This is a genomic window from Salinicoccus sesuvii, from assembly GCF_042648145.1.
GTDB lineage: Bacteria > Bacillota > Bacilli > Staphylococcales > Salinicoccaceae > Salinicoccus > Salinicoccus sesuvii.
This window is the reverse complement of record NZ_JBHRWV010000007.1, coordinates 74,840-99,612: the sequence shown is the minus strand read 5'-3', so window position 1 is coordinate 99,612 and position 24,773 is coordinate 74,840. Positions and strand designations below refer to the sequence as shown.

Here is a 24,773-nt window from a genome sequence, read left to right as displayed (position 1 = left end):
GTATTATGAAACGAGGTCTAATATGAGCGAGTATAATATCAGGGAAATGATTGAAAAGAAAAAAGGAAAAAGTGGGAATGCAGCCATAGAAAAAGCAGTACCTATCGTACTACTTATCATTACACTTGTATCCGTCCTGACTACGATAGGAATTCTAGTAACTCTCCTGACAGAAACCATAATGTTCTTCACTAGAGTCTCTCCCATAGAGTTTTTAACTTCCACTGAGTGGTCAGCTTTCAGTTCTGATCCACAATGGGGGATTTTTGCTTTAATCATGGGTACATTAAAAATTACAGTCATCGCAGTCATTTTTGCTGTTCCTGTTGGCTTGGGGGCGGCAATATACCTCAGTGAATATGCAAGTGATCGTGTTAGACGCCTAGTCAAACCGATTCTCGAAATACTTGCCGGAATTCCGACAGTTGTGTACGGATTCTTTGCGCTGACGTTTGTAACTCCATTGATTAGAGGTATTTGGCCTGAAGTCAACTTGTTCAATGCCATCAGTCCTGGACTTGTTGTGGGTGTTATGATTATACCGATGATTGCCAGTTTGAGTGAAGATGCTATGAGTGCAGTGCCGAACTCCACTAGAGAAGGCGCTTTGGGTCTCGGATCTACCCGCTTGGAAATGGTGATGAAAGTTGTTTTACCCGCTGCAGTTTCAGGCATCATGGCTTCAATTGTACTCGCCATATCCCGAGCAATTGGGGAGACAATGATTGTTTCTATCGCCGCAGGTAGCACACCGAACAATAGTCTCAATCTTATGGAATCTCTTCAGACGATGACTGGGTTTATTGTCCAGGTGGCATCGGGCGATGCAACGTATGGTACCGACACATACTTTAGTCTTTATGCCGTCGGTATGACACTATTTGTATTTACATTGTTGATGAATATTGTTGCGCAATGGTTCTCACGGAAATTCAGGGAGGAATACTAGATGGAATTGATAAATAAGGAACAGGTCTCGAAAAAGTTAAATGGAAGGCTGATGGTTAATAAAATCTTGAAGTTCGTCTTCCTACTATGTACTCTGGTAGGTCTGGTTGTACTTGCAACTTTGCTGATCGATACCATTCTCGAAGGCTGGAGCTATCTTAAGACTAACTTTTTCACAAACTTCAGCTCAAGTCGACCTGAAAATGCAGGAATTAGAGGCGCCATCATTGGAACACTTTGGTTGATGGCTACAACAGCACCGATAGCTATCATACTCTCAGTAGGTACGGCCCTCTATCTGGAGGAATATGCACCAAAGAACAAGCTTGTAGATTTCGTGAAGATAAATATCTCTAATCTTGCAGGTGTACCGTCAGTCGTATTTGGTCTTCTTGGCCTAACGCTTTTTGTAAGGATTGCTGGTCTCGGCAATTCAGTTTTGGCAGCAGCCCTTACGATGTCACTAATGATACTCCCAGTAATTGTAGTGGCATCGCAGGAATCCATCCGCTCAGTGCCTGGTTCCATACGTGAAGCGTCTATCGGTATGGGAGCTACAAAATGGCAGACTATCACACGTATCATTCTGCCAGCAGCAATACCCGGCATTATTACGGGAATCATTTTGTCTCTCTCTCGTGCAATTGGTGAGACAGCGCCTTTAGTCATTATCGGCATACCGACAATCCTTCTGTTTACGCCAACAGGTGTATTCGATACTTTCTCGGCACTGCCTATGCAAATATTCTCTTGGGTAAAAATGCCAAATCCTGAATTCCAGAACATTACAGCCGCCGCCATTCTTGTACTACTGTTTATTCTTTTCCTGATGAACTCAGTAGCAATCTATATAAGAAATAAATATTCGAAACGTTTTTAATTTGGAGGTTTAAATATGACTTCGTCAAAGATAAAAGAGGAAACTGATATGAATACAGTCTACGACACAGCCGTCAAAACTCGTGTGCAAGAAACAGAAACAGCTAAGCCAGCTGCGAATACAGTTTTTCAAGCAAAAGATTTCAATCTATGGTATGGTAACAACCATGCTCTTCAAGATATTAATCTGGACTTTAATGAAAATGAAATTTCAGCAATCATTGGTCCTTCGGGCTGTGGCAAATCAACCTTCATTAAATCATTAAATAGAATGGTTGAACTTGTGCCAATTGTACGCACAGAAGGGGATATTGTCTACCGAGATAAAAGTATCTTCGATAAGTCCTACACAGTGGAAGATCTTCGTACAAAAGTCGGTATGGTTTTCCAAAAACCCAATCCATTTCCTAAATCCATTTACGACAATGTCGCATACGGGGCACGCATACACGGCATTCGCAATAAAAAAGTCCTTGATCAGGTAGTAGAAAAAAGTCTCAAAGGCGCAGCTATCTGGGATGAAGTAAAAGACAGGCTTAATGACAATGCTTATGGCTTATCCGGAGGTCAGCAGCAGAGAATATGTATTGCACGTGCACTTGCGATAGAGCCTGACGTAATCTTGATGGATGAACCAACGAGCGCACTTGACCCGATCTCGACAACTAAAGTTGAAGACCTCATGCATGAATTGAAAAAAGATTACAGTATTGTCATAGTCACACATAATATGCAGCAAGCAGCTCGAATTTCTGACAAAACAGCTTTCTTCTATCAAGGGTATGTTGTCGAGTATGATAAAACCAATGTCATTTTCGATAAGCCGAAGGATCAACGCACCGAAGATTACGTATCGGGAAGATTCGGTTAGATGGTTTACCGCGAGAAATTCTCGAGTGAAATGGCATATTTACTGGAGAATGTACTGACACTTGGCAAGGAGTGCCACGAGCGTCTTGAGGGATGCACTGCCATACTATCGAGTGAGGACACCGCGGATGCCAGGCAATTGGTAAGTGATGATAAAAGAATCAATAAGCTTGAAGAGGAAATAAACACGCAGGCGGTCAACCTCATCACCACCCAGCAGCCTGTAGCAACGGATCTTCGCATTATCATTTCAAGTATCAAGATAGCAGATGATCTCGAGCGGATCAGTGATAACATTAGTAATCTTGGTGAAGTTAGAAAGCGTGTACGTATCACCAATGAAAGGCTTCTACTAAGATTGTCTACAATGGAGCACCTTGCTTTATTGATGCTCGAGGATGTAAGAACCGCGTACGATGATCAGGACCTTGAACTATGTAGGGAAATCATTGTGCGCGATCAAGATATTGATGGGTTATTTGTTCAAATCACAACATCGGATATATTCGATGAGACAGACGTTTTCATAACTGGGCAGAGCCAGCTGTGTGCAAAGTATTTGGAGCGTATCGGGGACCACATTAAGAATATCGCAGAACATGTCTATTATGTTCTGACTGGCGACAAATACGAAGCTAGAAACATTTAAGTAGACCTTGGTTTTCCAAGGTCTATTTTTATTGACTAAATTGTTTATATTCATTGTCTATACCTTTTTCTTTATAGTGATCATGATTATAATAGAGAGTATCATGCCAACAATTACATATGAAATGAGGTACTGAAATGAGTAAGAAAGCATTACGTAAGGCAATGATCGCCACCTTGTCTTCTATGGAATCTGTGGATAAACAAAAACACGAAGAAATACTGAAAGACAAGTTATTCGATTTTATCGAAAGTCATAAAATTCAATCTCTTGGAATTGTACTCTCCATGCCCCATGAAATGGAAACCGACGATATTATCGAGCAGCTTGTCCAACAGGGTAAACAAATATATACACCGGTGTGTGACTATAAAAGCAAAACGATGAATTTCTGCAGATTCAGATCTTTTAATGAAGTTGTTGAAGATGAAAAACACTTGCGCATTCCGCAAGATACAAAAGATGTTAACAACAATCCAGAGATGATTGTTGTACCGGGTCTGATCTATTCTGAAACTGGGTATAGAATTGGCTACGGCGGAGGCTACTACGACAGGTTTCTCATTGACTATACTGGTTTGAAGGTCTCTCTTCTATTTGAAGAGCAACTTGGCGATGTCGTTGTAGAAAATCATGACATTCCAGTAGACCATCTGCTTACGCCAGAAAGAATAATTGATGCACGAGCAAAGAGGCAGAACCATGTTTAGCTTATGGCATATCGCATATGAAATTTCACGCTATACTGACTACGCATTTTATCAATACGACCAAGGACGCGACATCATCTGGATGCGCCATTCTAAAAAGCATGCATTGATGTGTTTGAATGGTCGAAACATTGAAGAAAATAGCCAGGAGGACGAAATACAATACTTGTCGGAAATGCATGATAGGTTATCTCAAAATATGCATGTCTCTCTAATTGAAAGTTTCCATTTTACAAACAGCCCCTATACCATCAAACAAAAGGTACAAGGTGGAAAAATTGTACTCAGAGGCATCAAGAGTCCAGAAACAATAGTGAAAAATCCATTCTATAGGATTGATCTTTCCCACAAAAAATCGAAATCATCCAGTTACTATCAAAAGCGGCTGATGAGCAGCCATCCTTTCGAAAAGTTTATGCATCAGTTCAGTCCAATGACATATCTGCTTATATGCATCAACTTGATTATTTTCCTTGTCAATCTATCGGCCATCCAATTTGCAGATTCGTACAGATTTACTCAAATGCTTGCACTGAATCACGCCAATGTTGTTGAAGGAGATTTATACCGTCTGTTAAGTAGCAGTTTTCTACATTCAACTGTCGACCATTTTTTGTTTAATATATTTGCCCTTTACATTCTGGGAAAGTTCACAGAGAGTATCTTTGGCAGTTGGCGTCTCCTCATTGCGTATGTTACGACAGGTATCACTTCAAGTTTGTTCTCTATCATGTTCATTACTGAAGGAATATCGCTCGGGGCCAGTGGAGCTATATATGGACTGCTGGCAATTTTAATTCTCCACTTGCTTGTACACGGAAGGATCAGTTCCAAATTGCTTTTCCAGATTGTTGTCGTCTTCGTCGTGGTGTCTGTGCTCACCCAGTTCATATCAAATGTGAACCACTATGCGCACATCGGCGGTCTGATTTTCGGTGCATTAATCGGCGTGGTTTATCATCCACGAAAATTCGGATGGAGATGGCAGGCTACGGCAATTGCAGCATTTATCCTGCTTATCGCACTTTCCTGGTTTATGGCTCAAAGGCACGCCTCATCCCAGCCACAAAATATTATAGCGATGGAATACATTGAGGCAGGGGAGTATGAGGAGGCGCTCACTATGCTCAACGAAATAATACGTACGAACAATGATACAGCAAAGACATACCATTCACTTGGACTTTTAGCAGAGTATGCAGGAGATATGGAGCAGGCCGATGAGTTTCATGAACAGAGTTACAAAATGAATCCAAACGATGAGTGGGTAATGCGCCATAGGTTGATGCAACTTAGAAAAGAACGAAATTATAACGAAATGGAACAAATTCTTTCCGGAGTGGATATTGAGAAAATAGAAGATCCCCAACTACGGGCAATCGCGGAATCTTATAATGAAAATGAATAAGGACTTAACCTATATTAACAGACTATTGTTGCGCTACGGCATCTACGTATACGATAAGGATAAGCAAAACATGCTTAGACTTATGGAAATGGAAATCAAAGAACTATACAGTTATGGACTTATCACAAACGAAGAATACAAAACTTCCATACTAATTTTAAGACAGAGGAAAGAGGAATAGTTATGAAGAAAATTCTTGCAGCAGACATTGGTGGCACTACTTGTAAACTTGGTGTTTTTACATCAGATCTTGAACTTTTGGACAAATGGGAGATCCATACCGATGTAGCAGACGAGGGGATACGTATACTTGCAGATATTCATCATGCATTCCAGTCGAAAATAGGCAGACTGGAATATAATACCGATAATATTACCGGTATCGGTATCGGTGTACCAGGACCTGTAGATTTCAATAACGGTATACTAAATGGAGCGATTAATCTAAATTGGACCGAGCAGATGCCAATTGCGTCTCAGTTTGAAAAAATCAGTGGGATTCCAGCCATCGTAGATAACGATGCAAACGTTGCGGCTCTCGGTGAACAGTTCAAGGGAGCTGGCAGTGGACATAAAGACGTGGTTATGGTGACTCTCGGCACAGGTGTCGGTGGGGGTGTTGTCTCCAACGGTATGCTCATTCATGGTCATGGAGGGGCCGCTGGTGAAATTGGCCACACCTATGTAGACTATAATCAGCGTTTCCAGTGCAATTGTGGCAAGAAGGGCTGTCTTGAAACTGTAGCGTCTGCAACAGGCATGAAGAACCTTGCTTTACATCATTATGCCAATGGCATGACAAGTACATCATTGAAAGCGGAAATAGAAGCAGGCAGCTTATCGGCCAAAGCGATTGTCGAAGCAGCAGAAGAAAATGATACTTTGGCACTTAAAGTTGTTGACGAGGTCGCGTACTATATTGCGGTGGCACTCAGTACGCTTTCAGCTGTAACCAATCCAAAGTACTTCATTCTTGGTGGCGGGGTGAGTCGAGCAGGTCGCATGCTGACAGATAGAATATATAATCACTACCGTCCGCTGACGTTTACTCCGGCTTATGAAGGTACTGAAATAGTTTTGGCTGAACTTGGAAACGATGCAGGCATTTATGGAGCTTCTCGTCTCGTTAAACAGTTTCTATCATAAAACAAGACTGATTTGATATTGATCACTTCAGACTACAGACAAACATTAAAAGAGGTGAATTATGGAAATACCCGTGTATGTTGCGAGCGCGTTCAGCAAAGATCAGAACGGTGGAAACAAAGCAGGTGTCGTCTTTGTCTCCAATCCCTTATCAACAGTCCAAAAAAATATATAGCCAGACAGCTCGGCTATACAGAAACGGTCTTTATATCAAGTTCTGAGACTGCCGACTACAGGTTTGAATATTTTACTCCGAAAGAGGAAGTTGATCTATGCGGCCATGCAACAATCGGTGCTTTTGTAATATTGAAGCACCAAGGTAAGCTTAAAAGAAATAATTATACAATCCATACGAATAGCGGTATCCTCCCCATTAACATAGAAGGCGATATCATATCCATGGAACAGAACAGACCGGAATTCTATGATATTTTGCCAAAAGATGCACTTGTCGATTGTTTCGATATAGAAGTTCTGGATGATAACTACCCAATTCAGATTGTTTCAACGGGCTTGAAAGATATTCTAATTCCTATAAAAGACCAAGCAAGCCTAAATGAAATGAAGCCCGATTTTAAAGAAATTAAAAAGGTCAGTAAGCAGTATGGTGTTGTCGGTATGCATCTATACGCCGTCAGTGATTATCGAATGATATGTAGGAACTTTGCACCATTGTATGATATTAATGAAGAATCAGCGACGGGAACTTCGAATGGGGCATTGGCTTGTTATCTATATGAGAAACATGGAATGCATAAACCGCTCTATGTATTCGAGCAGGGATATTCTTTAGATGCTCCATCCGAAATACATGTCAGGTTAACGACTAACATTAATAACGAAATAGATGAGGTTCATGTTGGTGGGCAAGGGTACTACTGTGAAACCATACATTTGAACCTTGAGAATATTATATGAAAATAAAATCACCTAAAATAGTTATAAAAGGCGTCCCTAGGGGACGCCTTTTTTTATAGAAAATCACTGACACTATAACTTTCCGAGAAACCAAAATTATCAGAAGTGAGTATGCGTTTCGCAACATATGCAACAGTTTCTGCCGGGTAGAGTTTGTTTGAAGACTTATAGTCTTGGAACTTATTAATATCAGGAAAGTCATCTGGATCTGCAGAACGTATTTCACCTTGCATGTCTGTATCTATGACCCCAGGTCTATAGGTTGCAGAAAGTATTGGATAGTCAAGTCGATCCATTTCTTGTCTGAGAACATCACTCACCATGTTGACGGCCGCCTTGGAACTGCAGTATGCAGCCCATCCTTCAATCGGGTTGAGTGCTGCACCACTAGATACGGTAAGAATACGTTTTGATGCCTGTAATTCGCCAAATGCCTCTGTAAAGCCTTTCATAAGAAGGGCAGGGGCAAGTACGTTAATTTTATAGTTGTCGAGGAATCCTTTCGCATCCATATTGGCAATCGATTTAACTGGATTGACGGTTCCTGCATTGTTGATCAGAAATATTTCATCTCCTTTCTCCGGCTTTATGGAATCGAATACTTCGTTTAAAGTTTTTTCTAAAGTCTGTTCATCCAGAAAATCGACGTGAAAGGTTTTATACAAAGAAACATCCGTTTCAACTTCAGTCCTTGAAATACTGATAATACGGTCTTCCTTAAAAGTTTTGAGCAGGGCATTTCCGAGTCCCCGGCTTGTACCTGTAATAAATACATATCTCATACTTATCTCTCCTTATGTAGAATCCTTCTAAAGATAAAGACGGATTCTATAATTATTAATAAAAAACATGCATAATAATGAATAAATATACTTGAAATAGAATGTTTATAGTGCTATCATTCTAATCATTATAATTATAACATTACAGAGGTGAATGGAATGGAAAAGAAAGAAAAAGTGGTACTCGCTTATTCAGGCGGTTTGGATACAAGTGTAACAATTCAATGGTTTATAGATAAAGGATACGATGTTGTTGCGGTATGTCTTGATGTAGGTGAGGGTAAAGACCTCGATGTTGTCTATCAGAAGGCTCTCGATATGGGTGCGGTCGAATCTCATGTCATTGACACGACTAAAGAATTTGCAGACGAGTTTGTAGCTTATGCAATTTACGGCAATTCTATGTACGAAGGAAAATACCCACTTGTCTCTGCGCTCAGCCGTCCGCTTATTTCAAAGAAACTGGTTGAAATTGCGCACCACACTAACGCCGATTATGTTGCACATGGTTGCACTGGAAAAGGAAACGACCAAGTGCGCTTCGAAGTTGCGATCCAGGGGTTGGATCCAAATCTTAAGGTTCTCGCTCCCGTACGTGAGTGGACATGGAGTAGGGAAGAAGAAATTGACTACGCGAAAGAGAAAAACATTCCGATTCCAGTCAATCTTGACTCCCCATACTCCATCGACCAGAACCTTTGGGGGAGAAGCAATGAATGTGGTGTACTTGAAGATCCGTGGAACACACCACCCGAAGATGCATATGATCTGACAGCGAACATCGTTGATGCACCTGATGAACCAGAAGAATTGGTCATTTCGTTCGAAGCAGGACTGCCTACTACTATCAATGGCGTGTCTTACGATTTGGATGATTTGATTATCAAGTTGAATGATATCGCTGGTGTACATGGTATCGGAAGAATAGATCATGTAGAAAATAGGCTAGTTGGAATCAAATCTCGTGAAGTCTATGAAACACCTGGAGCTAAAGTCATTTTGACAGCCAAACACGACCTCGAAACGATTACGCTGACTAAAGATATTGCACATTTCAAACCATTTATCGAGCAACAATTTACAGAGCAAGTCTATAATGGCTTATGGTTCTCACCACTGTCTGACTCCTTGAGAAAAATGCTTAAAGACATGCAACAACCTGTGAATGGTGAGGTTCGTTTACAGTTGTACAAAGGAAATGTGACTGTAACCGGTAGACGTTCCGACAATAGTCTATACAATGAAAAACTTGCGACATACACGAACGAAGATGCATTTAATCAGGAAGCTTCCGTCGGATTCATAGAAATTTTTGGGCTACCGACCAAAGTCAAGTCAATGCTCGAAAGCGGCGTGAAACTCTATGACTAAAAAAGCATGGGGTGGAAGATTCCAGGGAGAAGCAATAGAGTGGGTGGATGCGTTCAACGCATCCATCCATTTTGATCAAGTACTGATTGAAAAGGACGTTGCCGGTAGTATCGCACATGCAACAATGCTTGCCGCTAAGGAGATTATAACGGAGGAAGAGAAAAAACAAATCATAGATGGACTGAGCGCAGTGCTCGACGATTACGATGCAGGACGACTTGATTTTTCTGTCCAACATGAAGACATCCATATGAATGTCGAGCACGCGCTTATCGAGAAGATTGGCGATGTCGGAGGTAAACTGCATACTGCCCGCAGTCGAAATGATCAAATTGCGACCGATATGCATCTGTATGTCAAAGAAAAGGTATACGAAATTATCGAAAGTATCGAAACCTTGCAGGAGACGATTCTTGAACTCGCTGAAAACAACCTCCATTGCATCATGCCGGGATATACTCATCTGCAACGCGCTCAGCCTGTTCTTTTTTCTCACCATATCATGGCATATTTCTGGATGCTTAAAAGAGACAAGGATCGTTTTAACGATGCACTTACACGTATCGACATGTCCCCGCTTGGTGCAGGTGCAATCAGCGGCACAACGTTTAATATTGATCGCGAAATGACTCAGGAACTGCTTCAATTTTCCGACGTTTATCAGAACAGTATGGATGCAGTAAGTGATCGTGATTATATCATTGAGACGCTCTCAGATATCAGTCTGGTCATGGTTCATCTTTCCAGACTTTCTGAAGAAATCATATTCTGGATGAGCGAGGAAGCAAATTTCGTACAACTTTCCGATCAGTTTACGACGGGCAGTTCGATGATGCCTCAGAAGAAGAATCCTGATATGGCTGAGCTCATCCGAGGTAAGAGTGCACGTACAACCGGCGCTCTGACAAGCATATTGATGCTGGTCAAAGGCTTGCCACTGACTTATAATAAGGATTTGCAAGAAGATAAAGAAGGGATATTCGATGCAGTAACTACAGTCAAAGGATCTCTTAGAATTATGACAGGCATGCTAGAGACAATGACGATTAACGAAGCAGTTCTTGAAAAAACGGTTCAAAATGATTTTTCGAATGCCACTGAACTGGCCGATTATCTTGTTCAAAAAGGAGTACCATTCAGAAAAGCACATGAAGTAGTAGGAGAACTTGTACTGAAGTGCATCAATGAAGACAAATACTTGAAAGATTTAGCTCTCGAGGAATACCAGAGGCACCACGAAGCGATACAGGGGGATATTTATACAGTACTCTCTCCCAAAACGGTCGTCGACAGAAGAAATAGCCTCGGTGGTACAGGGACAGAGGCTGTAAAAAAGCAACTGCATATTGCGAAAAATACAATAAAGAAATAAAAAAGCAAACCCAGAAAGGGTTTGCTTTTTTTCATACAGTAGGAGCTAGTGGGCTAGCTCCGGATAACCGTATGTAAAGATTGTTGCGATTGCGAAGAATCCAAATGTAGCAACAGTTGCCACACTGAATATAACAGCAAGCAAGTTTCTATTCTTAACAGCAGCCACAAGGCCCCATATACCGACAATAGTTATCATCAGCATCAATAGTGACAATGTATTGACCCCGATATGGATGGTAATGCCGCCGATTTCAAATAACTCACCAGTATCGATGAATGGCATTTTGCTCAACCTCCCGATATTTCTCTTTATTCTCATATATATTGTATAATTAAAACGTAGCTTTGTCGAGAAGATTTTAAGGAGGCACATAATGCAAATAAAAGTACTCCCATTGGGAGCATTAGAAACTAACTGCTACATTTTAAAGCATGAAAACGAAGTAATCATCATTGATCCTTCAGGAGAAGCTGATAGAATCATCGATACAATTCCCAAAGATAGTGTAGTGAAAGCTATTTTGCTTACTCACGCCCACTTCGACCATATCGGTGCACTCGATCGCGTTGCGAGTCACTTCGCCGTCAATACATTGATCGGTATAGAGGAGGAGGATTGGCTTAGGGATCCATCTAAAAATGGTTCAGCTAAGTATGGTGACATGGGTATCAAAACCATTGCTTCAACTATAGTACCCGAAATTATTAAACCGGGTAGTCATGAAATCGGTGCGTTTCAATTTGAGGCGTTGCATACCCCGGGCCATTCACCGGGTAGCATGAGCTTTCTTTTCCAGGATTTCATCGTGTCAGGAGATGTGCTGTTTAGCGGTGGGATTGGCAGAACAGATCTTTTTCAGGCGGATCACAACACATTGCTAAATAGCATCAGCAGAAAGCTCTATAGTCTGAACGATGATCTGATAGTATATCCCGGTCATGGACCCGAAACAACTATAGGTGATGAGAAAAGAACAAACCCATTCATCCGTGGCTGATTAAATATAAAAGAGCCAGGCAGATAAAATCTGCCTGGCTCTTTTATTCTAGTGCTGGTTGCCGAAACTCGGCTCGAGAAGGAATGTAGTGTAGTATGTGAATCCTACAAAGAAAAGGACTAAGTATGCAGCAAATACATACATATACATTCTTTCAGTGAGTTTCATGTAGCCTAGAAGAATGAAAAATCCACTCTGGGCGATGAAGAACAAAGTCATCATCATCATATCACCGACATAGAAAAGGATTGCAAACATTGCAGTCCAGAATCCCAGTGTTTTGAAAAGTTTATCCATAGGAACAGTCCTTTCGTCCTTACTTAACATATCGTTATCAATTATAAATAATAATCATATTAAAGTAAATACTTATAAGAATAAATGTCTTGGTATCTATTACCATTAATTAGTATTATACATGAAAATAAACACTGGAATAAAGAAATCGACAATTTATTTCATAAAAAATCAAATTCCCTTTATCGCGCCATATATAGTGCAGGAGGTGAATGATGAAACTGCTTGTCGAAGAAATCTTCAAAGATGCAATACATCACAATGCCACTGATATACATCTAACACTGGAAAGCACTAAAGGACTTGTCAGAGTGAGATGCAGGGGAGAGATGCTTATCATCAAAGAAGTCGGTTTAGAAGACTATAGGAAAATGGTTAACTTCCTGAAGTTTGTTGCTGAATTGGATATTAATGAACATAAAACGCCCCAGAGTGGTAGAACAGCACTCAGTATTGAAGGTCAGACGCTAAACGTTAGAATTAGTACATTACCGATCTCCCTGATGAATGAAATAATTGTCATCCGAATGCTCAACGCCATGGAAGAACGATCTTCTTCTTCGCTTTTCTATCAGCCGACAGACTATGATTTCTTGCTGGAATTCATGGTCCGTAAGCAAGGTCTGATTCTTTTTACAGGGCCGACAGGATCCGGCAAATCGACGCTCATGTACAGGTTGATACAGGATAGGGTTTTGGCTGGGAAGCAACAAATAATAAGTATCGAGGATCCAGTAGAGTATGAAATGGATGGACTTGTCCAGGTAGAAATCAACGAAAAGGCGAATATCGACTATCAGCCAATTCTAAAGGGTGTCCTCCGTTGCGACCCCGATATTATCATGTTTGGGGAAATCAGAGATGCCAATATAGCTTCACAGCTTTTAAAAGCAAGCCTATCTGGCCATCTGGTACTCAGTACATTCCATAGCAAGTCAGCTATCAGTACTCTTAGCCGATTGAAAGACTATGGTCTGTACGATGAAGAAATTATCCAGAGCATCTCACTTATCATCAATCAACGCCTAATATACACAGATAAAGGAAGCTTTATCGTATATGAAAAACTCGATAATACCCAGATCGCTACATTTTTGAGAGACGGTCAAGTCAAATGCTACACGCTTAGGGATAAGCTGTCGGAACTGCATCAGATAGGAGGTCTCAATGCGCATGAGTATGCTAGCTATTTGGAAAAATTCAAATAGGCTTGGGAAGTATGATGCTCATTTCCTACTTAAGATTGCAGATCTTCTTGAGGTCGGATTCACGCTGCAACAGTCACTTATATTTCTGCTCGAACAGTATGACGTATTAAAAGAAAAGGATAAGGCAACTTACCTCCAGATGGTAAGGGAAGGAGTCAGCCTTAGTCTTATATTGAAGGCGATGGGTTTTAGAAGTGCGATCGTAATCCAAGTATCGCTAGCTGAAATTCATGGGGAAGTACTTAAGAATCTAAGGGAATCTTCAGCGTATCTGAAACACCTTAGGAAAACTTCTTCAAAACTCATCAAATCACTGCAATATCCGATATTGCTTGTGACGATTTTTATCGCGATACTCATCGCTTTAAACTTCACTGTTATTCCACAGTTCAAAAACCTCTATATAGCGATGGGGACAGAATCTAGAGGGATTGTAAGCGTACTTATCGCCATGCTCGAATCATTACCGTATATTCTCGGAGTCGCTCTGTTGGCTTCTATAATCGCTTTGTTCACTACAGCATCAATCTTGCGCATAAAAGATGTCAGTAAAAAAAGTAGAATACTGGCTAGTATCCCGGTCTTTGGCTTCTACTTCAAAGGGTACCAGACATTCCGGTTTTCAAGGGAATTCGGTTATTTATTGAATAACGGACTTGAAGTGAAAGAAATACTCGATTTGTTCATTCATCAGGAAATTAGTCCCTATTTACAGCTTATTTCAAAAAAAATCGAATCCTCGTTGATGGATGGGAATTCTCTATCGGATGCACTGGCAGGTATGGAAATGCTCGACGAAAAGCTTAGTATTTTTGTTAGTCATGGAGAGCAGAACAGCAGCGTCGGCAAGGAACTAATTATGTTTAGCGAATATACTTTAGAACGGCTTATTATGAGGATTGAAAATACAACCCGAAGAATCCAACCTATCGTATTTCTAATACTTGGCATCCTGATTATCTGTTTGTATCTGATCATCGTCTTACCGATTTTCCAGATGATGTCTGAAATTTAAATAGGAGAGTTAAAAAATGAAAAATATATTCAGAAAGAAATTAAAGAATAAAGATGAGGGGTTCACCCTGATCGAAATGCTACTGGTTTTACTTGTCATTTCAGTATTGATCATACTCATCATACCGAACATTGCTGCTCAGAGTGCTAATGTGCAGAACACAGGGTGTGAAGCCCAAGTGCGGATGGTACAGAGTCAGATTGAAGCGTATACACTCAATGAAGGATCACCTCCGGGGGCGATTAGTGCACTTGTCCCGAACTACCTTACTACCGAGCAAATAACGTGTGCAAACGGGGATGCCATCGTTGTTAATAATGGCAAAGCGCTCCGTTCTGAATGATGGATTCACCATGCTCGAGATGATGCTCACATTGAGTATCATCAGTATTCTTCTGTTAATCAGCATAGTCGCTATGCCAACTGACAACGCCGGACACGTCGACCAAGAAATTGATACGATTGGTTATCTATTCCAAAGTGCGCAAACAGATGCGATGCGCACTAGTGCACAACGGATAATCAGCATGGATCCGATTGGTCAGAAGATACAGGTTCGTACACATGAAGGGCAGATTATCAAAACGTATCCACTTGAAACATGTACATTGAAACAGGGAGGCCTGGATCGAATCATATTTAAACCTGATGGTGATACTCACAAATTTGGCACAGTCAGCATGGACTGTCTAGGCACTTCTGTGAATTATGTTTTCCAAATACAGAGAGGGAGGTTCAGAATTGAAAGATGATGGATTCATGATGATTGATAGTGTACTTGCCATGCTGATTTTCTCCATCATACTCACTGTACTAGTGCCTGGCATGATCATGCTTAATCATACATTGTCGGATTCTGGCAGGCTGCTTGAGTATAGTCGCAGACTCTATGTTGATATGTTAGAATATGAGGACTTTCAATCTTTCGCGGGCGCCAGTCACAACTATCGTATTGAAAAAGATCGAATCTGTGATAAAAATAATCCGAAGCTGTGTGTTCAAATTGAATGATTCAGGCTTCACCTATATCGAAGCGATTATTTCACTGTCGGTTGCTGCATTCATTATGTCGCTCACACCATCCCTTCTAATGCAATTTGAAACCGTTCACTCCCAAGCGATGGATTTTGAAATAGATTTCTTCATGATTGATATCTCAGATACATACGAAAAGAGTACTGAGGTCCGTGTAGACACTCGCACACAGTCAATTGTTTTTAAAGTTGGGAAAGGAGAAATAGAATACCGGAAGCATGGCGCTCGTATTATTAAAACTGTTGATCAGAACGGATACGTTACCGTAATGTTTGGCGCTGAGGAATTCAGTCTCAAGGAGACCGATACCCTTGTTCATATTTCAATTCTCGGAAAGGGGGATGGAGGGTATGAAACTGCTGCTTTTTCAAAATGATGGATTCTTTAGCTTTTCCATATACTTCGTATTGCTATATCTGGTCGGGTTATATTACCATTACTATAATAAGAGTTCGATGATACTTGAAATTCAATCGAATTTTATAGAAATTTATCATCTCCGCATTCAGGGGTTGGTAGACTAGGAGTGTTAGAATGATTTTGATTGGTTTCATGGGGAGTGGCAAATCTACAGTCGCCCGTAGGCTTGGTGAAAGAATGCAGCTACCGGCGATCGACTTGGACGATGAAGTCGTTAGAATGAGTGGCATGGATATCCCTAAAATTTTCAAAGCAGAGGGAGAATCCGGATTTAGAGAAAGGGAATATGCAGCGCTGAAGCAGTTTAGTGAGGCCGAGTGCATTGTTGCCACTGGAGGGGGAATAGTTACATACGGACCTTCTTACAGTCTGCTACAGGACATGGAAGTACCAGTCATCTATCTCCATGCAGACTTTGATACACTCTACACCAGGATAAAAGAGGATAGCAACCGCCCGCTTGTTAAAAGCCGTGAGCAAGTAAAAGCCCTTTACAAGGAGCGACTTGGGAGATATCGCAAATTGGCAAATCAAGAAATCGACTGCAATAGATCGGTCGAACAGATCGTCTCTAATATTTTCGAGATTCAATGAGTCAGTATTGAAGAATCATCTTTTCAAAAATTCTTGCTATTTTTTAAATTCAAAGGGTATAATGAAAACGAATCGAAAATTGAAAATTTTGCGAATGAACAATGCTCGAGAGAACGAGTAATCGTCGCCGAAGGAGCAAACCCTAAGGGTGAATCTCTCAGGCAAAAGAACGGCATTGGGACGCATTCCTGAAGGCAATTCAACAGGGCAGCTATTACAGCTGTCCTGTTTTTTTATTATAAGGAGGTTAATCATGTCCGAATTAAAAAAGACACCGATGTATGACTACTATCATCAAGCCGGAGCAAAGGTTATCGATTTCTCAGGCTGGGCTTTGCCAGTACAGTTCAGTAGCATAAAAGAAGAACATACTGCGGTCAGGGAGTCTGCGGGAATCTTTGATGTCAGTCATATGGGTGAGCTGCTCGTTGAGGGTAGTGAAGCGGAAGAATTCCTAAACCATGCACTGACAAATGACGTTTCGAAACTTACAGATATAAGAGCACAGTACACAATGCTATGCAATGAACAGGGAGGTGTTATCGACGATCTTGTAATCTATAAGCTCGAGGCCAACAAATACCTGCTTGTTGTTAATGCCGGAAATACAGATAAGGATTTCCAGTGGTTGCAGCAGATTTCAGGCTATGATGTGGTAGTCACCAACGTATCCGCTGAGTATGGTCAGATTGCTGTACAGGGTCCAAAAGCACGTGACATTGTCCAGCAACACGTTGACGAAGATATCAGTGATATGAAGATGTTCCGCTTTAGACAAAATATCGATATCGCTGGATGCACTGTCATCCTGTCGCAAAGTGGATATACGGGCGAAGACGGTTTTGAAATCTACTGTAACGCTGACGATACTGAAAAACTGTGGAAAGTTTTCACTAATTCCAAAGTTATTCAGTGTGGACTTGGTGCTCGCGATACGCTGAGATTGGAAGCAGCGCTACCATTGCATGGGCAGGATCTTACTGAAGATATTACACCGGTTGAAGGTAACATGGGATTTGCAGTAAAAATTGACAAAGAAGATTTTATTGGCAAAACAGTATTGAAGGATCAGAAAGAGAACGGCGGGCCAAGAAAGCTTGCGGGATTTGAACTTCTCGGACGCGGTATTGCCCGTACCGATTACGAAGTTGTAGATCATGATGGAGAAATAGTCGGTTATGTTACAAGCGGCACACAGTCGCCCCTGACAAAACGTTCAATTGGTCTAGCGCTTGTCGACGGCGATTTCCATGAAATAGGCAAAACATTCACCATCAGAATTCGAAATAAGGATGTAGAAGCAAAGTTTGTTAAGACACCGTTTCATAAAAACTAACAATACGAGGGAGTGTATATATTGAGTCATCGTTACCTACCATTAACTGAAAAAGACAAGAGTCAGATGCTCGATAGAATTGGTGTTTCAAGCATCTCTGAACTTTTTGACGACATACCGGAAAGTGTCCGTTTTAAAGGAGAGCTCAATCTCAAGGAACGTAAGAGTGAGACATCGTTGCTGCGTGAACTTGCACGTATTTCAAACAAGAATATTACTTCGGAAACACATGCTTCATTCCTCGGTGCAGGTGTTTACGATCACTACATTCCAACAGTAGTGGACCATGTCATCTCTCGTTCAGAGTTCTATACCGCCTATACGCCATATCAACCAGAAATCTCTCAAGGCGAGCTCCAGGCTATATTTGAATTTCAGACGTTAATTTCCGAACTTACTGCAATGGATGTCGCCAATTCTTCAATGTATGACGGTCCGACTGCATTTGCCGAGGCAGCTACAATGGCCTCCGGTCAGACACGTAAGAAGAAAGTCGTCGTCTCGAGAGGCGTGCACTTTCAAGCAATCGAAGTACTCCGTTCCTACTGCACAGCACAGAATATTGAGGTAGTGGAAGTGGAGCTTGACGGTACCTATACCGATCTTGATAAACTTGCTGCAGCTTCTGATGAAGATACTGCTGCAGTAATGGTTCAGTATCCAAACTTCTTAGGATCAGTGGAGGATCTTGAAGCCATTGAAGAAATCGCCCATAAACATAAGGCATTGTTTGTAGTCAGTAGTAACCCACTTGCACTTAGTTTGTTAACACCACCAGGTGAATTTGGAGCTGACATTGTTACCGGTGATACACAGGTATTCGGCATCCCAGCACAGTTTGGCGGGCCACACTGTGGATACTTTGCAGCAACCAAGAAGCTTATGCGCAAAATGCCAGGCCGACTGGTTGGACAGACTCAGGATGAAGACGGCAATCGCGGATTCGTCTTAACTCTACAAGCAAGGGAGCAGCATATCAGACGGGACAAAGCGACAAGTAATATCTGTTCTAACCAAGCACTCAATGCGCTTGCTTCTTCAGTCGCAATGAGTGCTCTCGGTAAAAATGGTGCCATAGAGATGGCGGAACAGAACATTCAGAAAACATTCTATATGAAAAAAAAGCTGAAATCTGCTGGATTTACTGTGCTTGATGGACAGTCGTTCAACGAATTTGCTGTGAAACTATCAAAGGATATCGACGATATAAACGATGAACTTCTAGATTATGGCTATATTGGTGGTTTCAATCTCGGGAAAATAGATGCTTCACTTAATAACCACATGCTAGTCGCTGTCACCGAGATGCGTACGAAAGAAGATATTGACGGATTTGTCGAAAGGTTGGGTGAATATAATGAATAAGGGATCTAGTCCTTTGATTTTCGAAAGAAGTACAGAAGACCGTTTTGCGTATTCTCTCCCGGACCTCGAAGTGGAAAAGCAGCCGCTCGATGATATTATAGACAGTAGATTCATCCGCAACACAAAAGCTGAACTGCCAGAAATCAGCGAACTCGATCTGATGCGCCACTACACGGAGTTGTCTAATAAGAATCACGGTGTGGATTCCGGTTTCTATCCACTTGGCTCCTGTACCATGAAATATAATCCTAAAATCAACGAAAAAGTTGCCCGAATGTCAGGATTCGCCCTCAGCCATCCGTTACAGAGCGACCGTGCTATACAAGGCTCACTTGAAATCGTTTATGATATGCAAGAGCATCTAAAGGCTATTACTGGAATGGACGAAATCTCACTACAGCCCGCTGCAGGTGCGCAAGGGGAGTGGACTGCTCTGATGATGATTAAAGCTTTCCATGAAGAGAATGGCGACTTCAAGCGTACAAAAGTCATCGTGCCCGATTCTGCTCATGGTACAAACCCTGCCAGCGCAGTTGTTGCTGGATTTGAAGCTGTTACTGTCAAATCAAATGATCGTGGTCTCGTCGATATTGAAGATCTTAAAAGTGTGGTGGGGGATGACACAGCAGCAATTATGCTTACAAACCCGAATACACTCGGGCTATTTGAAGAAGATATACTGGAAATTCGGGATATCGTACACGAAGCAGGTGGCAAACTTTACTATGATGGTGCAAACCTGAATGCAATCATGGCAAAAGTCAGACCAGGGGACATGGGCTTTGACGCTGTCCATCTTAATCTTCATAAAACATTTACAGGCCCACACGGTGGTGGCGGACCAGGTTCTGGACCAATCGGTGTCAAATCAGATCTCGCTAGATTCCTACCGAAACCACTTATCGTTAAAAATACAGACGACACATACAAAGTAGAGCACAATGTGCCGAAAAGTATTGGGCGTGTGAAACCATTCTTCGGCAACTTTGGCATCTTCCTTCGCGCCTACACATACATCCGGACGATGGGACCGGATGGTCTGAAGGAAGTATCTGAAATTGCCGTACTCAATGCGAACTATATGATGAGAAGACTAGAAGGAACTTTTGATCTGCCTTATAAACAGCACTGCAAGCATGAATTTGTCATCAGCGGCTCTAGGCAGAAAAAAATGGGTGTACGAACACTTGATATGGCGAAGCGGCTACTCGACTTCGGTTATCACCCTCCAACCATTTACTTCCCACTCAATGTAGAGGAATGCATGATGATTGAACCGACTGAAACGGAATCGAAGGAGACACTAGATGGTTTCGTTGATACACTCATCAATATTTCGCAGGAAGCTGAGGAGAACCCTGATATTGTCCTCGAAGCGCCACATACAACAATTATTGGCAGACTGGACGAAACATTAGCTGCAAGGAAGCCAGTACTAAGGTTCGAGCGGGAAAATATTCTTGAAGAGAAGTAAGATAAAAGATGCGTACCGGTAATGACCGGTACGCATCTTTTTGATGTTATTTATTTTTAGATTTAATTTTACCTGTCCATTTACTGATGCCATTCTTTAGCATGTAAATGTCGTTATAACCTGCTTTTTTAAGCATTCTGCCAGCTCTGATAGACAGCCGTCCCGTCTGGTCATACAGATAAATGGGCTGATCTTTGCGAAGTGAATTCATTTTCATCGAGAAATTCATCATCGGAATGTTTCTCGCACCCATAATATGTCCATATTCGTACTTTTCTTTTTCTCTCAAATCCACTAGCTGAACGCGTCTTAAATCTTTCTTAAATTCTGCCTCGGGAAGTGATTTAACGCTTTTCATATTTCTGAAGCCGTTGAGCAACAGAAGAAGCAGAACAACTATTGCTGCCAGTAGAATGATCAACCATGTATCCAATCTGCATCTCTCCTTAAAAATTTCACATAAGTTTATTATAGAGATATTTGATATAATTTGAAAGAGAAAAAAGACAGGAGTGAACGCTGTGTCGAATAACAGTTGGGCTTACATTGAAAGTGGAAAAAACGATGCTGCTTACAATATGGCACTCGATGAACTATTGATGGAGAAGGTGAGGTCGGGAACAATCCCTGCTGCTATTAGATTGTACGAGTGGAAAACACCAACACTCTCAATTGGCTACTTTCAAAAAATGAAAAAAGAAATTGATATTGACCGTGTAAATGAATATGGATATGAATTGGTTCGACGTGCCACAGGTGGAAGAGGCGTACTCCACGACAAGGAATTAACGTACAGTGTAGTCCTGCCCGAAACTTACCCTGGCATGCCGGAATCCGTTACTGAAAGCTACCGAATTATTTCACAAGGACTGCTTGAAGGGTTCAGGAATCTTGGACTAGACGCACATTTTAGTATTCCGCGTACAAAGGAAGAAAAAAAGGAACTGACAAACATCAGAAGCAGTGTATGCTTTGACACTCCAAGCTGGTATGAGCTAGTCGTTGAAGGTAGAAAAATTGCGGGCAGCGCCCAAACACGTCAGAGCGGAATCATTATGCAGCACGGCTCCATATTGCTTGATGTTGATGTCGATCACCTCTTCGACATGTTTACATATGCAAACGAACGTTTCAAAAATAAGATGAAGGAAGCTTTCAAAGAGAAGGCCGTCGCAATCAACCAGATCAGTAGCAAAGAATTTTCAGTGGAGGCCCTATACCCAGCTTTTAAAAAGGGTTTTGAAAAAGGGCTGGATATCGTAACCGAGCCTTATATACTGACAAAAGACGATGAAGTACGCCTTTTAGAAATCAAAAGAAAGTACGAATCCAACGAATGGAACTATAGAAAATAAAAAACAGGCCGATCTGAAGTGACCCCTAAAAGTTAGACACAGTTTCTTCACTTAGGCTGTCTGTATAAAATGAGTTCGGTATTGTACCGGGCTCATTTTTAATTTGGCCTTTATGCGTTGTGTGTTGTAGTATGTTATATAATTTTCCAGTTCGCGTTTAAAATGGTCAATACTTTTGAATGTCTTCATATAGAGAAACTCAGACTTCATAATGCCAAAGAAATTCTCCATCACCGAATTGTCGTAGCAGTTTCCTTTACGCGACATACTCTGTATAATCCCGTTTGCTTTAAGTGTCTCTCGATATGCCTGCATTTGATAGTGCCACCCCTGATCTGAATGCATCAGTAGGTGATGTACTGCCGGTAGCCGATCCAACGCTTTTGATACCATTTCTGAAACCAATGAATATGTCGGTCTGATCCCCACTGTGTAGGTGATGATTTCTCCGTTGAATAAGTCCAGAACAGGCGACAGGTATAGTTTTTGGCCAAACAGCTTGAACTCGGTGATATCCGTGACCCATTTCTCATTGGGTGCTTTGGCTGAAAACTGACGGTTCAATACGTTCGGTGCGATCCTCCCGATGCCGCCTCTGTAGGATTTGTACCGTTTCATACGGACAATACATTTTAAACCCAGTGTGTGCATGAGACGCTGGACCTTCTTATGGTTGACCCGATGCCCTTGATTCGCCAGCGCATCTCGTATCCGACGATAGCCATAGCGCCCTTCATGCGTATGGTAGATTGCTTGGATCCGGGCTTTCAGCTCGGCATCCGGATCGGGGCGCTGCATCTGCTTTACCTGATTATAATACGTACTGCGCGGAATCTGCGCCAATTCAACGAGTGCTTTCACCGGATATTCCTGCCTTAATTCGTAGATGCCCTTTACTTTGTCTTTTTTGGTGATGTTTCCTTGGCTCGAACTAAGGCGTTCAACTTTTTTAGATAGGCATTTTCCATGCGTAGGCGGTCAATCTCTGCTTGAAGGGCTTCTGTGGAACCGTCTACAGGGGCTTGCGTGTTCTGTTCAGCGGATGTTTTCTTCATGGACGGCCGTCCCTTCTTTCTGGAAAGGAGCGCATCATATCCGTTTGTTTCCAGCTGATTCCGCCACTTTCGGATCAAGCGGGTGAGGAGATTCCAAAGATGACCGCAGCTGCGTTCGGAGATGCGCCCGTTTCGTTCATATAATTCAATACATCCATTTTAAACTTGGCTGCATAGGATGTATAGGATTTTTCAAAAGCAGCCCCGCCATAATATTCGAATTGTCTAATCCAATTACGGACAACCTCCGGCGTGGTACCGATGGATTTAAATATTTCTTTTATACTTTCGGTTCCCTTCTGATATCTCATGACAACTTAGTATTTTTGCTCGCTTGTGAATTTGGTCATAAAAAACTGCACCTCCAATTGTTAGACGTGTCTAACAATTGGGGTGCAGTTCAATCTACCGGCCTGTTTTCTATTTCCTTTTACTTTTATATTTTCTTTTCGATTTCCGCAAAGCCCGCTTATATTTTCTCTGGCTCTCAGTCAGAATGAAGAAGTAGTAGATGCCATATAGGATTAGACCGATTATCAACAGGAAGATTAGTGAGTTAACAATCATGTTCAGGAAGTAATCCATATTTGTAATCAGGCCGAGCGCTGCCACTGCAAGAACTAGGTATAGTAAAAACTTTTTCATTATCAGACGCTCCTTAATAGCTTGTTAAATGATTTAATTGCAACTTCGACTTGGGGACCGTCCGGCTGCTTCGTAGTGAGTAGCTGAAGCATAAGTCCCGGAATACCCAGCCATTTGAGCACCGGTACATTCCTTACACGGTTAGTAAACTGGAGAAATTCAAACGAAAGGCCGATGACCACAGGAATCAGGGCGATCCGGTTAAGTATCCTGACGTATAATGGATCGACCGGTACGAACATGTAGACGACGAAACCGATCATTACTGTGAATAGTATGAATGAACTGCCGCATCGGTAGTGTAGTCTTGAATGACGCTGAACATTTTCGACTGTCAGCTCAACGCCACTTTCAAAGGTATTGATCACCTTATGTTCGGCACCATGATACTGAAACAATCGCCTTACCATTGGTGTCATGGAAATAGCGTAGATGTAGACAAGCAACAAAATAAGCTTGAAGAGGGATTCTAAGAATACCTGTCCTACATGCGAGGTGACTACTCCTGAAAAAACTTCAGCAATGAACACCGGTATCAGCGTAAACAAGAACTTCCCCACTAGGAAAGATAAAATACCCACTATGATGGTAGACATAACAATCTTCGCAGTATTGGCGTCTTTCTTTTCTTGCTCTATCAGTACGTCATCCTTTGGATCTCTTTCATAGCGATCTGTCGCGAACTCCATATGCTTCATACCAAATATGCTTGATTCAATGATGGCAACGTTGCCTCTTAGAATAGGTATCTTCTTAAGCTTCTGCACCCATTTCTTCTCAGGACGATTCATTTCGAAATATTCAATTTCATCATTGCTCCTGCGAATTGCTGTAACCATTTTGTCTTTTGACTGGAACATGACACCTTCAACTACTGCTTGCCCACCGAACTTTGGTTTATTCATTTATCAGACGCTTCCT

Annotated in this window: 28 protein-coding genes, 2 pseudogenes and 1 riboswitch; of the genes and pseudogenes, 23 read left to right on the top strand and 7 right to left on the bottom strand. The window is 41.6% G+C overall.

All coding sequences use genetic code 11. From position 1 onward, the window contains the following. Positions 1-22: 22 nt before the first annotated feature. The 9 genes and pseudogenes from pstC (at position 23) to ACFOJ8_RS06190 (ending at position 7,528) form a co-directional block, all read left to right on the top strand. The gene (pstC, locus tag ACFOJ8_RS06230; RefSeq protein WP_380654097.1) at positions 23-949 is read left to right on the top strand and encodes a phosphate ABC transporter permease subunit PstC; all 927 of its coding nucleotides are present in this window, start codon (positions 23-25) and stop codon (positions 947-949) included. Continuing rightward, entirely contained in the window at positions 950-1,828 is an 879-nt protein-coding gene (gene pstA / locus ACFOJ8_RS06225; protein ID WP_380654094.1) for a phosphate ABC transporter permease PstA, read from the top strand. Between the two features lie 48 nt (positions 1,829-1,876). Then, the gene (pstB, locus tag ACFOJ8_RS06220) at positions 1,877-2,698 is read left to right on the top strand and encodes a phosphate ABC transporter ATP-binding protein PstB (RefSeq protein WP_380657051.1); all 822 of its coding nucleotides are present in this window, start codon (positions 1,877-1,879) and stop codon (positions 2,696-2,698) included. Beyond that, the gene (gene phoU, locus ACFOJ8_RS06215; protein WP_380654092.1) at positions 2,699-3,346 is read left to right on the top strand and encodes a phosphate signaling complex protein PhoU; all 648 of its coding nucleotides are present in this window, start codon (positions 2,699-2,701) and stop codon (positions 3,344-3,346) included. Between the two features lie 137 nt (positions 3,347-3,483). Continuing rightward, positions 3,484-4,056, top strand: a complete 573-nt coding sequence (locus ACFOJ8_RS06210) for a 5-formyltetrahydrofolate cyclo-ligase (RefSeq protein WP_380654089.1) — start codon at positions 3,484-3,486, stop codon at positions 4,054-4,056. Continuing rightward, on the top strand, positions 4,049-5,464 hold the full coding sequence (locus tag ACFOJ8_RS06205) for a rhomboid family intramembrane serine protease (protein ID WP_380654086.1): 1,416 nt from the start codon (positions 4,049-4,051) through the stop codon (positions 5,462-5,464). Before ACFOJ8_RS06210 ends, ACFOJ8_RS06205 begins: the two co-directional genes overlap by 8 nt. Beyond that, entirely contained in the window at positions 5,457-5,645 is a 189-nt protein-coding gene (locus ACFOJ8_RS06200) for a YqgQ family protein (RefSeq protein ID WP_380659899.1), read from the top strand. The genes ACFOJ8_RS06205 and ACFOJ8_RS06200 overlap by 8 nt, the downstream gene beginning before the upstream one ends. Before the next feature lie 2 nt (positions 5,646-5,647). Then, a complete protein-coding gene (locus ACFOJ8_RS06195; RefSeq protein ID WP_380654080.1) occupies positions 5,648-6,610 on the top strand; it encodes an ROK family glucokinase in 963 nt (320 codons plus the stop codon). Between the two features lie 61 nt (positions 6,611-6,671). After that, positions 6,672-7,528: pseudogene (locus ACFOJ8_RS06190) on the top strand (PhzF family phenazine biosynthesis protein). A 53-nt stretch (positions 7,529-7,581) separates the two neighbouring features. Here the strand turns inward: ACFOJ8_RS06190 and ACFOJ8_RS06185 are convergent. Beyond that, a complete protein-coding gene (locus tag ACFOJ8_RS06185; protein WP_380654079.1) occupies positions 7,582-8,310 on the bottom strand; it encodes an SDR family NAD(P)-dependent oxidoreductase in 729 nt (242 codons plus the stop codon). A 159-nt stretch (positions 8,311-8,469) separates the two neighbouring features. Here ACFOJ8_RS06185 and ACFOJ8_RS06180 point away from each other — a divergent pair, with 159 nt between their 5' ends. Both ACFOJ8_RS06180 and argH read left to right on the top strand, forming a co-directional pair. Further along, positions 8,470-9,681, top strand: coding sequence for an argininosuccinate synthase (locus ACFOJ8_RS06180; protein ID WP_380654076.1), 1,212 nt, complete (start codon positions 8,470-8,472; stop codon positions 9,679-9,681). After that, positions 9,674-11,053: an argininosuccinate lyase gene (gene argH / locus ACFOJ8_RS06175; RefSeq protein ID WP_380654073.1), complete on the top strand. Its 1,380-nt coding sequence runs from the start codon at positions 9,674-9,676 to the stop codon at positions 11,051-11,053. The genes ACFOJ8_RS06180 and argH overlap by 8 nt, the downstream gene beginning before the upstream one ends. A gap of 45 nt (positions 11,054-11,098) precedes the next feature. Here argH and ACFOJ8_RS06170 read toward each other — a convergent pair whose 3' ends face one another. Beyond that, positions 11,099-11,338: a DUF2759 domain-containing protein gene (locus ACFOJ8_RS06170; RefSeq protein ID WP_380654071.1), complete on the bottom strand. Its 240-nt coding sequence runs from the start codon at positions 11,336-11,338 to the stop codon at positions 11,099-11,101. Positions 11,339-11,429: 91 nt separating this feature from the next. On the opposite strand from ACFOJ8_RS06170, the gene ACFOJ8_RS06165 reads away from it, so the two are divergent. Next, positions 11,430-12,053, top strand: a complete 624-nt coding sequence (locus tag ACFOJ8_RS06165) for an MBL fold metallo-hydrolase (RefSeq protein WP_380654068.1) — start codon at positions 11,430-11,432, stop codon at positions 12,051-12,053. Positions 12,054-12,101: 48 nt separating this feature from the next. Here the strand turns inward: ACFOJ8_RS06165 and ACFOJ8_RS06160 are convergent, their stop codons facing one another. Next, complete coding sequence (locus tag ACFOJ8_RS06160) at positions 12,102-12,350, bottom strand: DUF2626 family protein (RefSeq protein WP_380654065.1); 249 nt, start codon at positions 12,348-12,350, stop codon at positions 12,102-12,104. 215 nt (positions 12,351-12,565) lie between these two features. Here ACFOJ8_RS06160 and comGA point away from each other — a divergent pair, with 215 nt between their 5' ends. The 10 genes from comGA (at position 12,566) to gcvPB (ending at position 20,797) form a co-directional block, all read left to right on the top strand. Beyond that, positions 12,566-13,558, top strand: a complete 993-nt coding sequence (gene comGA, locus ACFOJ8_RS06155) for a competence type IV pilus ATPase ComGA (RefSeq protein ID WP_380654062.1) — start codon at positions 12,566-12,568, stop codon at positions 13,556-13,558. After that, positions 13,524-14,573, top strand: a complete 1,050-nt coding sequence (gene comGB, locus ACFOJ8_RS06150; RefSeq protein WP_380654059.1) for a competence type IV pilus assembly protein ComGB — start codon at positions 13,524-13,526, stop codon at positions 14,571-14,573. The genes comGA and comGB overlap by 35 nt, the downstream gene beginning before the upstream one ends. A gap of 16 nt (positions 14,574-14,589) precedes the next feature. After that, positions 14,590-14,916, top strand: a complete 327-nt coding sequence (gene comGC, locus ACFOJ8_RS06145) for a competence type IV pilus major pilin ComGC (RefSeq protein ID WP_380654056.1) — start codon at positions 14,590-14,592, stop codon at positions 14,914-14,916. Then, entirely contained in the window at positions 14,891-15,325 is a 435-nt protein-coding gene (locus ACFOJ8_RS06140; protein ID WP_380654053.1) for a prepilin-type N-terminal cleavage/methylation domain-containing protein, read from the top strand. The genes comGC and ACFOJ8_RS06140 overlap by 26 nt, the downstream gene beginning before the upstream one ends. Next, a complete protein-coding gene (locus ACFOJ8_RS06135; RefSeq protein ID WP_380654050.1) occupies positions 15,315-15,584 on the top strand; it encodes a hypothetical protein in 270 nt (89 codons plus the stop codon). Before ACFOJ8_RS06140 ends, ACFOJ8_RS06135 begins: the two co-directional genes overlap by 11 nt. Further along, complete coding sequence (locus tag ACFOJ8_RS06130; protein ID WP_380654048.1) at positions 15,568-15,984, top strand: competence type IV pilus minor pilin ComGF; 417 nt, start codon at positions 15,568-15,570, stop codon at positions 15,982-15,984. Before ACFOJ8_RS06135 ends, ACFOJ8_RS06130 begins: the two co-directional genes overlap by 17 nt. 158 nt (positions 15,985-16,142) lie before the next feature. Next, entirely contained in the window at positions 16,143-16,622 is a 480-nt protein-coding gene (locus tag ACFOJ8_RS06125; protein WP_380654045.1) for a shikimate kinase, read from the top strand. A 94-nt stretch (positions 16,623-16,716) separates the two neighbouring features. Next, positions 16,717-16,805, top strand: a riboswitch (glycine riboswitch). Positions 16,806-16,872: 67 nt separating this feature from the next. Next, a complete protein-coding gene (gcvT, locus tag ACFOJ8_RS06120) occupies positions 16,873-17,958 on the top strand; it encodes a glycine cleavage system aminomethyltransferase GcvT (protein WP_380657048.1) in 1,086 nt (361 codons plus the stop codon). A 21-nt stretch (positions 17,959-17,979) separates the two neighbouring features. Continuing rightward, positions 17,980-19,323 carry an aminomethyl-transferring glycine dehydrogenase subunit GcvPA gene (gene gcvPA / locus ACFOJ8_RS06115; RefSeq protein WP_380654043.1) on the top strand — a complete coding sequence of 448 codons (1,344 nt, stop codon included), beginning with the start codon at positions 17,980-17,982 and terminating at the stop codon, positions 19,321-19,323. Then, positions 19,316-20,797: an aminomethyl-transferring glycine dehydrogenase subunit GcvPB gene (gene gcvPB / locus ACFOJ8_RS06110; protein ID WP_380654041.1), complete on the top strand. Its 1,482-nt coding sequence runs from the start codon at positions 19,316-19,318 to the stop codon at positions 20,795-20,797. Before gcvPA ends, gcvPB begins: the two co-directional genes overlap by 8 nt. A gap of 46 nt (positions 20,798-20,843) precedes the next feature. On the opposite strand, the gene ACFOJ8_RS06105 is transcribed toward gcvPB, so the two are convergent. Then, complete coding sequence (locus ACFOJ8_RS06105) at positions 20,844-21,230, bottom strand: rhodanese-like domain-containing protein (RefSeq protein WP_380654038.1); 387 nt, start codon at positions 21,228-21,230, stop codon at positions 20,844-20,846. 88 nt (positions 21,231-21,318) lie between these two features. On the opposite strand from ACFOJ8_RS06105, the gene ACFOJ8_RS06100 reads away from it, so the two are divergent. Continuing rightward, positions 21,319-22,152: a lipoate--protein ligase family protein gene (locus ACFOJ8_RS06100; RefSeq protein WP_380654035.1), complete on the top strand. Its 834-nt coding sequence runs from the start codon at positions 21,319-21,321 to the stop codon at positions 22,150-22,152. Between the two features lie 51 nt (positions 22,153-22,203). On the opposite strand, the pseudogene ACFOJ8_RS06095 reads toward ACFOJ8_RS06100, so the two are convergent. The 3 genes and pseudogenes from ACFOJ8_RS06095 to ACFOJ8_RS06085 all read right to left on the bottom strand — a co-directional run bounded on the left by ACFOJ8_RS06095 (position 22,204) and on the right by ACFOJ8_RS06085 (position 24,757). Beyond that, a pseudogene (locus tag ACFOJ8_RS06095) lies at positions 22,204-23,518 on the bottom strand (IS3 family transposase). Positions 23,519-23,627: 109 nt separating this feature from the next. After that, positions 23,628-23,852: an SA1362 family protein gene (locus ACFOJ8_RS06090; protein WP_380654032.1), complete on the bottom strand. Its 225-nt coding sequence runs from the start codon at positions 23,850-23,852 to the stop codon at positions 23,628-23,630. Between the two features lie 2 nt (positions 23,853-23,854). Then, positions 23,855-24,757, bottom strand: coding sequence for a DUF1385 domain-containing protein (locus ACFOJ8_RS06085; RefSeq protein WP_380654029.1), 903 nt, complete (start codon positions 24,755-24,757; stop codon positions 23,855-23,857). Positions 24,758-24,773: the final 16 nt, after the last annotated feature.